At 71.2% G+C, this 14,335-nt stretch carries 10 protein-coding genes; 9 read left to right on the forward strand and 1 reads right to left on the reverse strand.

Going from position 1 to position 14,335, the window contains the following annotated elements:
- Positions 1 to 2: 2 nt before the first annotated feature.
- The 8 genes from ACFY7C_RS03845 to ACFY7C_RS03880 all read left to right on the forward strand — a co-directional run bounded on the left by ACFY7C_RS03845 (position 3) and on the right by ACFY7C_RS03880 (position 9,405).
- The gene (locus ACFY7C_RS03845; protein ID WP_389643235.1) at positions 3 to 785 is read left to right on the forward strand and encodes an SDR family oxidoreductase; all 783 of its coding nucleotides are present in this window, start codon (positions 3 to 5) and stop codon (positions 783 to 785) included.
- 28 nt (positions 786 to 813) lie between these two features.
- Positions 814 to 2,052 carry an acyl-CoA dehydrogenase family protein gene (locus tag ACFY7C_RS03850; RefSeq protein ID WP_389643238.1) on the forward strand — a complete coding sequence of 413 codons (1,239 nt, stop codon included), beginning with the start codon at positions 814 to 816 and terminating at the stop codon, positions 2,050 to 2,052.
- Entirely contained in the window at positions 2,052 to 3,152 is a 1,101-nt protein-coding gene (locus ACFY7C_RS03855) for a phosphotransferase family protein (protein WP_389643240.1), read from the forward strand. The genes ACFY7C_RS03850 and ACFY7C_RS03855 overlap by 1 nt, the downstream gene beginning before the upstream one ends.
- A 274-nt stretch (positions 3,153 to 3,426) precedes the next feature.
- Positions 3,427 to 3,702, forward strand: a complete 276-nt coding sequence (locus tag ACFY7C_RS03860) for a hypothetical protein (RefSeq protein ID WP_389643243.1) — start codon at positions 3,427 to 3,429, stop codon at positions 3,700 to 3,702.
- A complete protein-coding gene (locus ACFY7C_RS03865; protein WP_389643246.1) occupies positions 3,699 to 5,351 on the forward strand; it encodes a transporter in 1,653 nt (550 codons plus the stop codon). Before ACFY7C_RS03860 ends, ACFY7C_RS03865 begins: the two co-directional genes overlap by 4 nt.
- 252 nt (positions 5,352 to 5,603) lie before the next feature.
- On the forward strand, positions 5,604 to 6,470 hold the full coding sequence (locus ACFY7C_RS03870) for a phytanoyl-CoA dioxygenase family protein (protein WP_389643249.1): 867 nt from the start codon (positions 5,604 to 5,606) through the stop codon (positions 6,468 to 6,470).
- Between the two features lie 48 nt (positions 6,471 to 6,518).
- Positions 6,519 to 8,708 (forward strand): SpoIIE family protein phosphatase, encoded by a 2,190-nt coding sequence (locus tag ACFY7C_RS03875; protein WP_389643251.1) that lies wholly within the window; start codon positions 6,519 to 6,521, stop codon positions 8,706 to 8,708.
- A 52-nt stretch (positions 8,709 to 8,760) separates the two neighbouring features.
- Positions 8,761 to 9,405, forward strand: a complete 645-nt coding sequence (locus ACFY7C_RS03880) for a TetR/AcrR family transcriptional regulator (protein ID WP_389643253.1) — start codon at positions 8,761 to 8,763, stop codon at positions 9,403 to 9,405.
- 236 nt (positions 9,406 to 9,641) lie between these two features.
- Here the strand turns inward: ACFY7C_RS03880 and ACFY7C_RS03885 are convergent, their stop codons facing one another.
- On the reverse strand, positions 9,642 to 12,857 hold the full coding sequence (locus ACFY7C_RS03885) for a bifunctional cytochrome P450/NADPH--P450 reductase (RefSeq protein WP_389643256.1): 3,216 nt from the start codon (positions 12,855 to 12,857) through the stop codon (positions 9,642 to 9,644).
- Positions 12,858 to 13,109: 252 nt separating this feature from the next.
- On the opposite strand from ACFY7C_RS03885, the gene ACFY7C_RS03890 reads away from it, so the two are divergent.
- Entirely contained in the window at positions 13,110 to 14,171 is a 1,062-nt protein-coding gene (locus ACFY7C_RS03890; protein ID WP_389643258.1) for a zinc-binding dehydrogenase, read from the forward strand.
- The last annotated feature ends 164 nt before the right edge of the window (positions 14,172 to 14,335 follow it).

The following is a 14,335-nucleotide window of genomic DNA, read 5'->3' on the forward strand; positions in this document are numbered from 1 at the left end:
CCATGAGCGAGAACCACACCGTACGAGGCCGCTTCTCGGGCCGCACCGCCGTCGTGACGGGAGCGAGCCGGGGCATCGGTCTCGCCGTCGCCGAGCGGCTCGTCGCCGAAGGGGCGCGCGTGTGCCTGACCGCGCGCAAGGCCGGTCCCCTCGAAGAGGCGGCGGCCTCCCTCCCCCCGGGCAGCGTCGTCACCGTCGCCGGCAGGGCGGACGATCCCGACCACCGCCGCGAGGTCCTGGACACCGTCGCGCGCGAGTTCGGCGGGCTCGACGTCCTCGTGAACAACGCGGGCATCAACCCTGCCTACGGTCCCGTCATCGGCCTGGACCTCGATGTCGCCCGCAAGGTGCTGGAGGTCAACGTCCTGGCCACCCTCGCCTGGGTGCAGGACGCCGTGGCCCACCCGAAGCTCGGTTTCACCGAACGCCGCGGCACCGTCGTGAACCTCTCCTCCGTCACCGGTGACACCCCGTCACCCGGCATCGGCCTCTACGGAGTGAGCAAGGCGGCGGTGTCCCACCTGACCAGGACCCTCGCCGTCGAACTCGGCCCGGAGATCCGCGTCAACGCGGTGGCCCCAGCCGTGGTGAAGACCCGGTTCGCCGAAGCCCTGTACGAGGGCAAGGAGGCCGAGGTCGCCGCCGACTACCCGCTGCGCCGCCTGGGCGAGCCGTCGGACGTCGCCTCCGCCGTGGCCTTCCTGGCCTCGCAGGACGCCTCCTGGGTCACCGGGCGCGTTCTCACCGTCGACGGCGGCCTCGCGGTCGCCGGCGGCACCGCGTAACGACCGCGCCACCCCCGAAAGGACTGCCATGACGTTCACCCCTCTGCCGCCCGAGGTGGCGGAACTCGCGGAGCGCACGCGCCGGTTCATCCGCGAGACCGTCATCGACGCCGAACCCGCCCCCGGCGGACGTCTCGACCGGGCCACCCGTGACCGGCTGCAGGCCGCCGCGAAGGAGGCCGGTGTCTTCGCGCCGCTCGTACCGAAGGAGTACGGCGGGCAGGGACTGCCCATCGAGCACTGGTCGCCGGTCCTCCAGGAGGCCGGGTACTCGCCGATCGGCCCCAGCGTGCTCAACTGCATGGCCCCCGACGAGGGCAACATGCACATGCTCAACCTCATCGCCACCGAGGAGCAGAAGAAGCACTACCTCGCGCCTCTGGCGGCCGGCGACGTCCGGTCGTGCTTCGGCATGACCGAGCCCCATCCCGGAGCGGGATCCGACCCGGCGGCGCTGCGGACCACCGCCGTACGCACCGACGGCGGCTGGATCATCGACGGCCACAAGCGGTTCACCAGCGGCGCCGTCGGTGCCGCGTTCTGCATCGTCATGGCGCGCACTCCGGCCGGCGACGCCTCCCCCGAGGGGGCCACCATGTTCCTCGTCGACCTGACCAACCCCGGGATCCGGGTCGGCGAGGCGATCCACACCGTCGACCGCGCCATCGACGGCGGCCACCCGCACCTGCACATCGAGAACTGCTTCGTCCCCGACGACGCGGTCCTCGGCGAGGTCGGACTCGGCTTCCGGTACGCACAGGTACGGCTCGGCCCCGCGCGGCTCACCCACTGCATGCGCTGGCTGGGACTGGCCCGCCGAGCGCACGACATCGCGCTGGACCGGGCCGCGAAGAGGGAGCTGTTCGGCGGTCCGATCGACTCGCTCGGCCTGGCCCAGCACCTGATCGCCGAGTCCGTGATCGACATCGAGACCTCCGACGCGATCATCACCAAGACCGCGGCCCTGCTGCACAGCGCCCCGAAGGCGGGCTCGGCGATGTCCTCGGTCGCGAAGGTCCACTGCTCGGAGGCGATCTACCGGGTGATCGACCGTGCCGTCCAGATCTGCGGCGGCGACGGCGTCTCCGACGGACTCCCCCTCGCCCAGTACCTGAACGAGGTCCGCCCGTTCCGCATCTACGACGGCTCGAACGAGACCCACCGGTGGGCCATCGCACGCCGCGCCTCGGCCGGTCGGCGGGCCACCGTCCAGGCCGGTGAGCGATACCTGGGCGACGCCGTCGTCGGCCGGGACGGGGGCGCCTGATGCACACCGTCCCCGACGGCGTGGAGGTCGTCGCGAGCCGCGAGCGGGCCCGTCACCTCGACAGCCCTCCCCTCCTGGTCCTCGACGCGGTCACCGGCTTCCTCGACGCACACGGCATCGGCAGAGGGCCGATCGCGTGGCAACGCATCGGCGACGGCCACTCCAACGTCACCTACCTGATCGAACGCGGCGGCGAGTCCGTCGTCCTGCGCCGCGGCCCGCGCCCGCCGCTGCCGAAGTCGACGCACGACATGGTGCGCGAGGCCCGCATCCAGAAGATCCTCCACGGACACGGAGTACCGGTGCCCGAGATCCTCGCCGTCTGCGAGGACGAGGACGTTCTGGGCGTGCCGTTCTACCTCATGGACCGGCTCGACGGCACGGTCATCACCGACACGATCCCGCCCCACCTCTCCCCCGCCGACCAGCGCAGGCAGACCAGCGAGGCGGTCGTCGACACCCTCGTCGCCCTGCACGACATCGACGTGTCCGGAGGGGAACTCGCCTCCCTGGGCCGACCCGAGGGGTATCTGCGGCGCCAGGTCGAACGGTTCCGCGGCCTCTGGGAGGTCAACACCACCCGCAGCCTGCCCGCGGTGGAGCGCATCGCGGACTGGCTCGCCCAGAACCTGCCGACGAGCCGGTCGGCGTCGGTGGTGCACGGCGACTACCGCATGGGCAACCTCATGTTCGCCCCGCGGGCCCCGGCCGAGGTCCTCGCGATCCTCGACTGGGAGATGGCCACGCTCGGCGACCCGCTCGCGGACCTGGGGTACCTCACCGCCACCTGGTCCGAGGCCGGCAGCCCTGCCACCCCGCTCGAACTCACCAAGGTGACCCGTTCACCCGGCTACCTCACCCAGCGCCAACTGACCGAGCGCTACCAGCGCCGCACGGGCCTCGATCTCACCCCGCTCCCCTGGTACCAGACCCTCGCCCTCTGGAAGGCGGCGATCTTCTGCGAGGCCATCCACACCCGGTGGCAGCGGGGCGAGCGTCCCCATGACACGGTCTTCGGACCGTCGCTCGAAACGGGTGTCCCCCGGCTGCTGGAGCGGGCCGGGCAATACGCCGGCCTGACGGCGACCAGCCGCCGCTGACACCCAACGAGCCGCGGTACGAGGCTCTTCATCAGCCTCACCGCGGCAAGGCCGTCCTGCTCTGACGTCGCGTCGCGGCCGCGTTCGCCGGTTCGAGCCGGCGCGACCTGCTCCGGGGCTGCCGCGCCACCGTCGCGCCCCGTCGGTCACAAGCGTGGCTTCCGACCGGTACGGAGCACGGCTGCCCGGTTCCCTCACCCGTCCTCAACGGCTGCGACCGTCCCGCGCCCCTCGCGCCGAGTCCGTCTTCCTTGTTCTTCCCGAGAGAGGTCCCGTGCCCTCCGATTCCTCCCGGCATTCCCCCCGTGACACCAGGGTGCTGGTCACTGTCAACGCGCTGCCGCTCGCCGTCGGTGTCCTGCTCTCCTGCTCCACACCCCTCGGAGAGATCTCCGTGTACGGCCGTCTCACCCTCGCCATCACGTGGGCATTCACCCAGCTGGTCGTCCTCGTCGGCGGGACCTGGTGGTACGAGAACCGGGCCGCGTCCCCCTTCGAACCGGCCTCGGCGACGACTGCCGCCTCCCGTTCGGCCGGGGGCGCGTGGTGACGACGCACCTCCTGAGCGTCGGCTCGCCCGATCTCATCGGCACCGCCGCGAGGGGCGCGGTCATCAGCGCCTTCCTCGTCTTCATCGGCCTCTGCCTGCTGTGGGTCTTCACGCTCGCCACGCAGGACGACGACCCGGAACGCCTCTACGTCGCCGGCCGGTCCCTCCCGCCCGTCTTCAACGGCGTCGCGATGGCGGGAGAACAGATCACGGTCATCATCCTGGTCTCGCTGCCGGGAGCGATCGCCCTCTTCGGCTACGACGGAGTCTCGACCGCCGTCGACAGCGCCCTCGCACTCGGCGTCTTCCTGCTCCTCGCCTCCAGGATTCGCGCGACCCGCCGCTACACCCTGGGCGAGCTGTTCTCCCTGCGCGCCGAGGGGCCGGGAGTACGGATCGCGGGTGCCGTGGTGACACTGTGCATCGCCGTGCCCCTGCTCATGGTGCAACTGCGGGCCGGCGGCATCACCACCGCCCTTCTGATCGGCATGCCGAGCGAGCGGGCCCAGGTGGTGTGCACGGTGCTGATGGGATTCCTGGTCACGTGCTTCGCCGGGGTGGCCGATCTGCGCGGCACCAGTTTCGTGCAGGTCGCCAAAGTGCCCGTGGCCCTGGTGACGCTCGCCGCGGTGACGCTGCTGGCGCTCCGCTTCTTCGACTGGAGTCCCGGATCCCTGCTGTCGGCCGCCATGGACAAGAGCGTGTCACCGGGCGGATACCTCAGCCCCGGACTGTGGAAGCACTCCGCCGGAGGCGGACCGCTCGGCACGCTCAGTGACCACATCGTCGTCATCCTCGGAACCGCGATGATGCCCCACCTGCTCCTGCGCGTCAGCGCCAGCCGGGACGTGCCCGCCGCCCGGCGCTCACTGAGCGTCGCCGTCGGGTTGACCGGCCTCTTCTACCTGCTGCTGATCACGACCGGCTTCGCCGCGGCCGCGGTGGTGGGCAGCGGACGGATCGGAGCGGTCGACGTGAAGGGGCAGGGAGCCCCGATCCTCCTGGCGTCGGAGGTGCTCCCCCACCACTCCACCGGCCGGGTCGTGCTCATCACCCTCGTGGCCTGTGTCGCCTTCCTCGCGGTGCTCACGGCCGTGGCGAGCGTAACCTTCGCCGCCGCCGTCTCCGTGACCCGCGACCTGCTCGGGCGGGAGGGCCGCACCCGGATCGGGATCGGAGAGCCGGCGGTCCTGCGGCTGTCCGTCGTCGTGCTCTGCGTCGTGAGTCTTCTGCTCACCACCGCCGTACACCGCTACCCCATCGAGTTCCTCCTCGCCTTCTCGCTGAGCCTCGCGGCCACGTGCGTGTTCCCCGCGGTCGTCTACTCGTTCCTCTGGACCGGCTTCAACCGCCACGGACTGCTGTGGCTCGTCTACGGAGGGCTGTCCCTGTGCACCCTCCTGACCCTCGCCTCCCCCGCTGTGTCCGGGACGAAATACGCGCTGCTGCCGGAGCAGGACTTCAACCTGTTCCCGCTCCACACCCCCGGCCTGATCTCCGTACCGGCGGCCTTCCTCCTCGGATGGCTCGGCAGCACGCGTCCCTGGGAGCGGACCACACACCGCCGGCACACGGCGTCGGGACCCGCTCCTGCCCGTAGCGCCCCCGCAGCTCGCATCGACTCCGGCAAGGACGCCGCGAGCGGATAGCGCCACCGTGCCCGCGACCGGACGGTGCATCGTGCACCGGGCCCGGGCGAAGCAGGTGCCCGCTGTCGTTCTCGCCAGCTGTACCGGCTGGCGACAGTGAGACGACCACCACAGGAACAACGCGGAAACGCCTGACCACCGGACCCATCTGATCGTCGCGAGGACGCCGCGCGGGAGTCCCCGGACGACGGAACGTCCGCAGCTGATCGAACAGCCGATCAACCGCGCTTCGGATCGAGGAAGAGGACACGCATGACGACACAGAAGAAGACCCAGGCGCTGACGTCCGTGGCGAACGACACGCCGGCGGAGGAGATCCTCGAGATCGTGACGCGTGACGGCGGCGTCATCATCAAGGGCTTCCTGACGCAGGAGCAGATCGTCCGTTTCAACGCCGAGATCGAGCAGCCGCTGCGGGCGCTCGCCCCGGGGTCCCTCCACGAGGACGAAATCGTGGCCGCGTTCCACGGCAGCAACACCAAGCGCCTCACGAACCTGGTGACGCACAGCGCCACGTTCCGCAGCGAGGTCATCGACCATCCCCTGGTCCACGAGATCAGCGACCTGGTCTTCCTCCAGGAGTCGGGCACGTACTGGATGACCACCGCCCAGGTGATCGAGATCGGCCCCGGCAACAAGGCGCAGATGCTCCACCGTGACCTGGAGAACTGGTTCCCGTTCATCGGCATGGGGCCCAGCGGGCCGGAAGTCACCATCAACTTCCTGGTCGCCCTGACCGACTTCACGGAGGAGAACGGCGCCACCCGCGTCATCCCCGGAAGCAACCACTGGAGCGACTTCGAGGACCGCGGGACCCCCGAGCAGACGATCCCCGCCGTCATGAACGCCGGGGACGTCCTTCTCTTCAGCGGCAAGACCGCGCACGGCGGCGGGGCGAACCGGACCGACCACGAGTACCGGCGTGGCCTCGCCTTCGCGTTCAACGCGGGCTTCCTCACCGGTGAGGAGGCGTACCCCTTCCTGGTCGACAGGGAGCTCGCCAAGACGCTCTCGCCGCGCGTCCAGCGCATGCTCGGCTTCCGCTCCCAGTACCCCACGGGCTCTCCCGGCCTGTGGCAGGTCGACTACGCCGACCTGGGCGACCACCTCGGCCTCTGAGAGCCGGGTCGATCAGAGGCCGCCACAGCCGTCCGAGGAGCGCACACCATGGCTTTCCCGTACATTCGCACTATGGGAACCGAGGTCGATGCGTTCCTTGGTCAGCTGGCCCGCCACCTCGGACCCGAGGTGAAGAAGCTGGCCGGCCTGCTGCTCCAGCGCCTGAACGGCGAGTTCCCCGAGCTGTGGGAGAACACGGACATCGAGGTCCTGACCCTGGAGGAGACGGCCCAGCACGTCACCGCCCTGCTGGATCTCCTGGAGGCCCGCCCCGGCGCGAGCGCGCCGGAAGCTCCTCCCGCCGCCTTGGACATCGCCCGCCTCTACGCCCGGCGGGGGATCCCGGTGAGCCGGCTCCTCCGTGCCTACCGCCTCGGCCATCTCAGCCTGCTCGAACAGCTCCAGGCCGAAGCTCCCCGCCTCACCGACGACTGGCACATGATCAACCTCGCCACGGTGAGGCTGGTCGCGATCGGTTTCGACTACGTGGACCGTTCCTCGGAACAGGTCGTCGCCGCCTACCAGGAGGAACGCGACCGTCTGCTGCAGCGTCGGCTCGCCCTCACCGACCGGGCGAGCAAGCGGATCGGGACCACGCTCGACCTCTTCCGCACCGCGGAGGAGCTGACGGAGGTCTGCACCGAGGACTTCGCCGACCTCGTCACCGTCGACCTCTTCGACTCCGCACTCGACGAAACCGGCACCGGTCCGCCGGAGGCCTTGACGCAGCGCCGCGTCGCCCAGCGCTCCGTCATCGACGACTGTCCGGAGTCCCCGCTCCGCGTCGGTGGGACCCACACCTACCCCGACGACTCCGAACCGGTTCGCGCACTGACCACCGGACGCTCCGTCCTGCACCACATCACGGGGACCGAGATGCCCACGTGGGTGGCGCCGTCGGAGTCCCACGGGCGAGTACTGCGCGACCTCGGTCTTCACTCCGTACTCCTCGTGCCTCTGCACGCCCGCGGGGAGATCCTCGGCCTGGTGCAGTTCGTACGCCATCGCACCTCGGCCCCCTTCGACGACGACGATCTCCTGCTGGCGCAGGAGATCGTCTCCAGGGCGGCGGTGTCCATCGACAACGCCCGCCGGTACACCCATGAGCGTTCCACCGCGCTCGCCCTCCAGCGGACCCTGCTGCCGCGGAACACGGTGGAACACGCGGCCGTCGAAACCGCCTCGCGTTACCTGCCCGCCGGATCCCGCGCCGGCGTGGGCGGCGACTGGTACGACGTCATTCCCCTATCCGGGGCCCGCGTCGCGCTGGTCGTCGGCGACGTGGTCGGTCACGGCCTGCACGCCGCCGCCACCATGGACCGACTCCGCACGGCCGTCCGCGCCTTCGCCGACATCGACCTCATGCCCGACGAACTCCTCACCCATCTGGACGACGTGGTCATCCGGATGCAGCGCGAGGAGTCGCCGGACGAGGGCGAGACCAGCGCCACCTGCCTGTACGCGGTCTACGACCCCGTCTCGCGCAGGTGCTCGCTGGCCAGTGCCGGCCATGTCCCGCCGACCGTGGTGACCCCCTCGAAGATCAGCGAGGCCTTGCCGGAGGTACCGATCGGACCGCCTCTCGGCCTGGGTGGACTCCCCTTCGAAACCGCGGAGTTCGAGCTGCCGGAGGACAGCCTGCTGGTCCTGCACACCGACGGGCTGATCGCCGGCCGCACGCGTGACGTGGACCAAGGACTCGCCACACTGCACGACGTCCTCACCTCGGCGCCGGACTCGCTGGAGGAGGTCTGCGACCGACTCCTGGCCGCACTGCTGCCCGGCCGCCCCGCCGACGACGTCGCCCTGCTCGTCGCCCGGACCCATGCCCTCGACCCGGACCACGTCGCCACGATGGACCTCCCGTCCGACCCGGCAGCCGTGTCCGGGGCCCGCCGCTTCGCCTCCGACGTCCTGACGGCCTGGGGGGTGGAGGAACTTTCCTTCACCACGGAGCTGGTCGTCAGCGAACTGGTCACGAACGCGATCCGCTACGGCAAGAGTCCCGTCCAGCTGCGACTGATCCTCCAGTCGACGCTCACCTGCGAGGTCTCCGACGCCAGCAGCACCGCCCCGCATCTGCGCCGCGCCCGGATCTACGACGAAGGCGGCCGCGGCCTGCTCCTCGTGGCCCAGTGCGCGGAGCGCTGGGGGACGCGACACGGTCGCGAGGGAAAGGTCATCTGGGCCGAGCAGGCCCTTCCCGCGGACAGGGCGTCGAGTGCAGAGGTGACGTAACGCCTGATCCGGGCCGACTTGATCGATCGACTAAGTCGATATAGTGGGTCCTATGGCTCATGTTTCCGCGGCGGAGCGCCGCCCTCAGCTGATCAAGGCGGCCATCGACCTCATGACCCGGGAGGGCGTCGCCGCGGGGAGTACCCGCGCCATCGCCGCGGAGCTCGGTGTCGCGCAGGCCACCGTCCACTACACCTTCGGAACGAAGGAGGACCTGTACAGAGCCGTCATGGACCAGATCACCGACGAGCTCGTGACGCAGGTGCGGCGGGCGGCGCCGGAGGACGCGGGCTTCGAGGAGACCTTCAGCGCCCTGGCGGGGGCCCTGTGGGGCACCGTGCGCGAGCCGTCGTCGCACCACCAGCTGCTCAGCGAGCTGACCATGTTCGCCCTGCGCATGCCCGGCCTCAACGAGGCCCGGCAGAGCCACTACCGGCGGGTCATAGAGGTGACCGCGCAGGTGATCGCGGAGACGGCCGAGAGGGCGGGGCAGGAACTGGCCGAGTCTCCGGAGACGGTGGCCCGGTTCTTCCTCTCCGGCTTCGACGGACTCACCATGCAGGTCCTCCAGTGCCTGCCGGACGAGGCCACCGAGCGGACGGGGCTCAGGGCACTCGTGGGCGCGACCGTGGCGCTGGCCAAGGGGGACCTCGACCTGCCTGACGTACCGATGGCCCCTGACGTACCGATGGCCTGACGCGACGCGAAACGGTGGTGGGGGGGCCCCGGCGGGGGGGCCCCCCCCCCGCGGGGGGGGGGGGGGCCCGAGGGCGGGCCCGGGGCCGAGGTGCATGGGTCGGGGCGTGGGGCCCCCAGGGGCGCCCCCCCCGGGCGCCCGCCCCCCCCCCCCCCCGGGCCCCCCCCCCGCCGGCCGGCGGGGGGGGGGGGGGCCCCCCCCCCCCCCCCCCCCCCACCACCGTTTCTGCGTGAGGGTCAGCCGGCCCAGACGTCCTCGACGTAGCGTCCGGACCCGACGAGCGCGGCGAGCCAGGCCACGGCCCGCTCGTCACTCTCACCGGTCCGTTCGCGGTAGATCGCCATGAACGCCTCCCGCACGGCGGGGGCCATGCGACGGCCGTCGCCGCAGACGTAGACGCGCCCACCGGCTTCCAGGACCGACCACACCTCCTCGCTCTCGCGGGCGATGCGCTCCTGGACGAAACGGGCTCCGTTCTCGGGCGCGTGCATGAAGGTGGGACGCATGCTGACGGCTCCGTCCGCCTCGGCCGCCTCGAACTCCTCCCGGTGCAGGAAGTCCACGTCGGGGTGGTCGCAGCCGAAGTAGCAGAGCAGGGTGCCGGTCGAGCCCGTGTGGTGGCGGTCCAGGACGGCTCCGCGGAAGGGCGCGAGGCCGGTGCCCGCGCTGACCAGGATCACCGGCACGGAGGTGTCCTCGGGGAGGCGGAAGGACTCGCTGCACGGCAGGACCCGGGCCTGGATCACGTCGCCCGCGTTCACGGTCTGCAGGAAGTGCGAGGCGATGCCCCGGAAGGTGCCCTCGCCCGCCCTGTGGGGTGCTGCGAGCAGCGACACCATCAGGTCGGCCTCGCCGGGCCGGGCCGCGGCGGACGACGAGATCGAGTAGTGCCGGGGACGCAGTACCGGCAGCAGCTCCAGGAAGCGCTCGAAGGGCAGCTCGCACGCGCGGTAGCGCTCCAGGAGGTCCAGGACACTGAGCCCCGCGCCGGTCACCTGCTCCCGGAAGGTCTCGGGATCGGCGGTGGCGAGCGCGGTGAGCGGCTGCTTCTCGGGCGGGCAGTCGGTGTGCTCGGCGAGCACGGCGACCTGCTCCTGGGTGGCCGCGTCCTGGAGCTCGACGAAGTCGGTGAGCAGGCGGCGCAGGGTCAGCGGCCGGTCCACGGGCAGGGCGCCCCGGCTCCGGCGGCGGGCGCGCAGCCGGACGGTGCGGTCCAGGTCGAGGCCGAAACGATCGGCGACGCGCCGGACGAGGGCCTCGGGATTGCTGGGCAGGACGGCCAGGTGGTCGGCGGTGCGGTAGGTGACGCCCTCGGGCAGCCGCAGTCGCAGGAACCGCTTGGAGCGGCCCAGCTCGTGGTCGGTGTCGACGAGTTCGTACGCTTCGAGGACCTCCATCGGCTGGACGCCGTGGCGCTCGGCGAGACCACCGAGGACCGACTCCGAGGTGTCCTCCAGCTCGTACAGTCCCTCCCCGTCCGCCACGGGTGCGGGGGCGACCGCTTCACCGGCGACCGCCTCGCCGTACTCCTCCAGGAGCGCCTTCCACAGGTCTTCCGTCCACTGGTCGACCGCTCCGCCGAAGTCGCCGGAGGCGTCGGCGCTGCCGCGCTCCAGGAGCGGGACGGCGCCGGCGGCGGTCAGGCGCTCGTCGATCAGGGTGGGGATCCGCTGGTAGGTGGCGGCCCAGTTGCGGTCGCCGACACCGAGGACGGCGTAGCGCAGCCCGGTGAGCGAGCCGGGGGCGAGGTTCTCCAGGGAGGCGACGAACTCGGCGGCGTCGTCGGTCGGGCGGCCGTTGTAGGAGGCGGCGACGATGACGACGGGGCCCTTGGAGCCGGCCAACCTCTCCGTGTACTGGTCGAGGGAGGTGACGGTCGGGGCGAAGCCGTGCTCCTCGCCGTCCGTGCCGAGGTCGCGGGCGATGCCGGCGCAGGTGCCGAGGTTGGAGCCGTGGAGCAGCGTCAGCGCGGTCCCGCTCGCCCGGCGCGTCACGGCCGCGGCCCGGCCCGCGGCGGCGTCCACCGCCGCGGCGACGGGCAGGCGCCGTTCGTCGCTGGTGCGGCGGGCGAGCCTCAGGCTGAACCCGTCGGGCTTGATGGTCAGCGTCGACTTGATCTTCATCTGGTAGTCGGTGTGGTCGATCAGCCGATAGCGGTGCACCAGCAGGCCGAGCAGCAGGGTGGCCTCGTGCAGCGCGAACTGGCGCCCGATGCAGGCCCGCTCGCCGTTGCCGAACGGCTTGAAGGCGTGGACCGAGCGAGCCGCCTCCCGCTCGGGAGTGAAGCGCTCGGGGTCGAACAGCTCGACGTTCTCCCCCCAGGCCGCGTCGCGGTGCAGGGCCGAGGCGATCACCATCAGCGACTCGCCCTTGCGTACGGGGTACTTGCCGCCGATGACGGTGTCCTCGATCGGCTCGACGGCGTACGCGGGCGCCGTCGGCCACAGTCGAAGGCTCTCGTTGAGCACCTGGCGGATGTAGGTGAGCTTGCCGATGTCGCCGTACTGGGGATCCGGGGACTCGGTGTCGCCCCACAGGGCGTCCACCTCGGCCTGGGCCCGCGCGAGGACCTCCGGATGCTTGGTCAGGTAGTACAGGGCGAAGGAGAGCGCGCTGCTGGTGGTCTCGTGGCCGGCGATCAGGAAGGTGATCACCTGGTGCCGGATGTTGACGTCGTCCAGCGGCTCGCCGGTGACGGGGTCCTTCGTGTGCAGCATCAGCCCCATCAGGTCGTCCGTGCTGGTGTCGCCGGAGGCGCGGCGCTCCCTGATCACGTCGTCGACGAGGTCCGTCATCAGATCGATGTCCGCGCGGAACTGCTCGACCTTCTTCCTCTTGAACAGCTCGGAGCCCGGGATGGACTCGCCCTTCTCCTGGGCGAAGACGAGGGCCCGGGCCATCGCCTCGACGAACGGGTGCAGGTCGTCGCGGCGGAAGGACTCGAAGTCGTAGCCGAAGCCGCACAGGCCGATCGTGTCGAAGGTCAGCCGGGTCATCTCGTCGGGGACGTCCACCGACTGCACCCCGGCCAGCCGGTCCCACTTGCCGATCAGCGACCGGGCGACCTGAAGCATGGGGGCGTGGTAGCTGCGCATCGAGCCGAGTGAGAACGCGGGCATCAGGATGTCGTGGGCCTTGCGCCAGTTCGGCTCGTGGTTGTAGGCGGTGAACAGACCGTCGCCGGCCAGGGCCCGCACCTCGACCAGGTCGGCGTGCACGTGCTTGCGGAAGCGGGTCTCGTCCGACAGCTCGGTCACGAGGTCCAGACCGCCGACCATGACGGTGTCCCTCCCGAAAAGCCGCAGCCGGTACACGGGCCCGAACTCCTTGAACTCCTTCAGCAGGTAGGCCAGGAAGTCCGCGCCCGCCGGAACGTTGAACGCGTGGCCTACGAGGGGCAGCGGGGGGCGCTCGGGGATCGCCCGCGCCGCGCCTACGGACACCTGAGTCATGAGCGTGCCTTTCGTTGTACTCCAGCAGTCACCAGCCAACCTACACGCGACTTTGTCGGGTGAACATGTCGAGTGACTGTACTGAACGACACAGTCATGGGGTGGAACTCGGAAGGCCCCGCGAACGTCCGGCGAGAACGGCTTGACAGACGACCTCGTCAGTAGACACGGTTAACCGACATGGTCAGTCGACCATGTCGAGCGCCGGAGCTATGCACGCGCTTCTTCCATCGAGCACATCGAGGTCTCCGCATGAACACCATGCTGGCCGGGCGGCTGCGCCTGGACACCCGTACCTTCGCCGTCGAAGAGGTCCCGATCCCGGTCCCCGGCCCGGGCGAGGTCCTCGTGGAGGTGCGGGCCGCCGGCGTCTGCCTGTCCGACATCCATCTGATCGACGGCAGCCTGAGCCCCTTCTTCCCCACCGACGCCGTCACGAAGGCGGGCGCCGTCACCCTCGGCCACGAGGTCGCCGGAGTCGTCCACACCCTCGGCCCGGACGTGAAGGGCGACTGGACGCCCGGACAGCGCGTGGTCCTCCAGGCCGGCGAGGCCTGCGGCGACTGCCCCGGCTGCCTGCGACGGATGATGTGCCACCGGCCGATCACCCGCGGCCTCGACTACGACGGCGGCTGGGCGCAGTACGCGATCGCCCGCGAGCACACGTTGCTGCCCATCCCGGACGGTCTGCCCTTCGACCAGGCCGCGATCATCCCCGACGCGGTCTCCACCCCGTACGCCGCGATCGTGGGCACCGGCGCGATCCGCCCCGCCCAGTCCGTCGGCATCTGGGGCGCGGGCGGCCTCGGCGCCCACGCCGTCCGGCTGGCCCGGATGGTCGGCGCGGCCCCGATCCTCGCGATCGACCCGCTGCCCTCGGCCCGCGAGCGGGCCCTCCTCTTCGGCGCGGACGTCGCCCTCGACCCGCTCGCGCCCGACTTCGCGGAGGCGGTGCGGGAGGCGACGGCCGGGCGCGGCCTCGACGTCGCCTTCGACTTCGCCGGCGTGGGCGCCGCACGCGCCCAGGCCGCGTCGGTCCTCGGCCCGTTCGGTTCGCTCGTCCTCGCCGGACTCACCCCGGAGCCGGTCGCAATCGCCGACAGCATCGGCTTCTGCTTCAACGTCAACCAGGTCCGCGGACACTACGGCTCCGAGCCGGAGCACGTGGAACAGCTGGTCGGCCTGGCCGCCGCCGGACGGATCGACCTCGGTCCCTCCGTCAGCGCCCACGTCCCGCTGGCGGAAGCCGCGGACGCCGTCGCCCGGCTGGAGAAGAAGATCGGGGACCCGATCCGCCTCGTACTCACTCCCTGAGCGGCGGGGGCGGTGGCGGGTTCGCTCCGCACCCGCGGACGAACCGGTCACCGCCCCACCATCACCCGAGGACCGCCGGCACCCGTCAGGCGCCCCGCCCGCTGTCCAGTGCCGCGACCATGCCGGCCACGATCACCGTGTTGAAGACGAACGCGATGGGCGTC

Origin of the sequence: Streptomyces sp. NPDC012769 (assembly GCF_042901205.1) — a bacterium.
GTDB lineage: Bacteria > Actinomycetota > Actinomycetes > Streptomycetales > Streptomycetaceae > Streptomyces.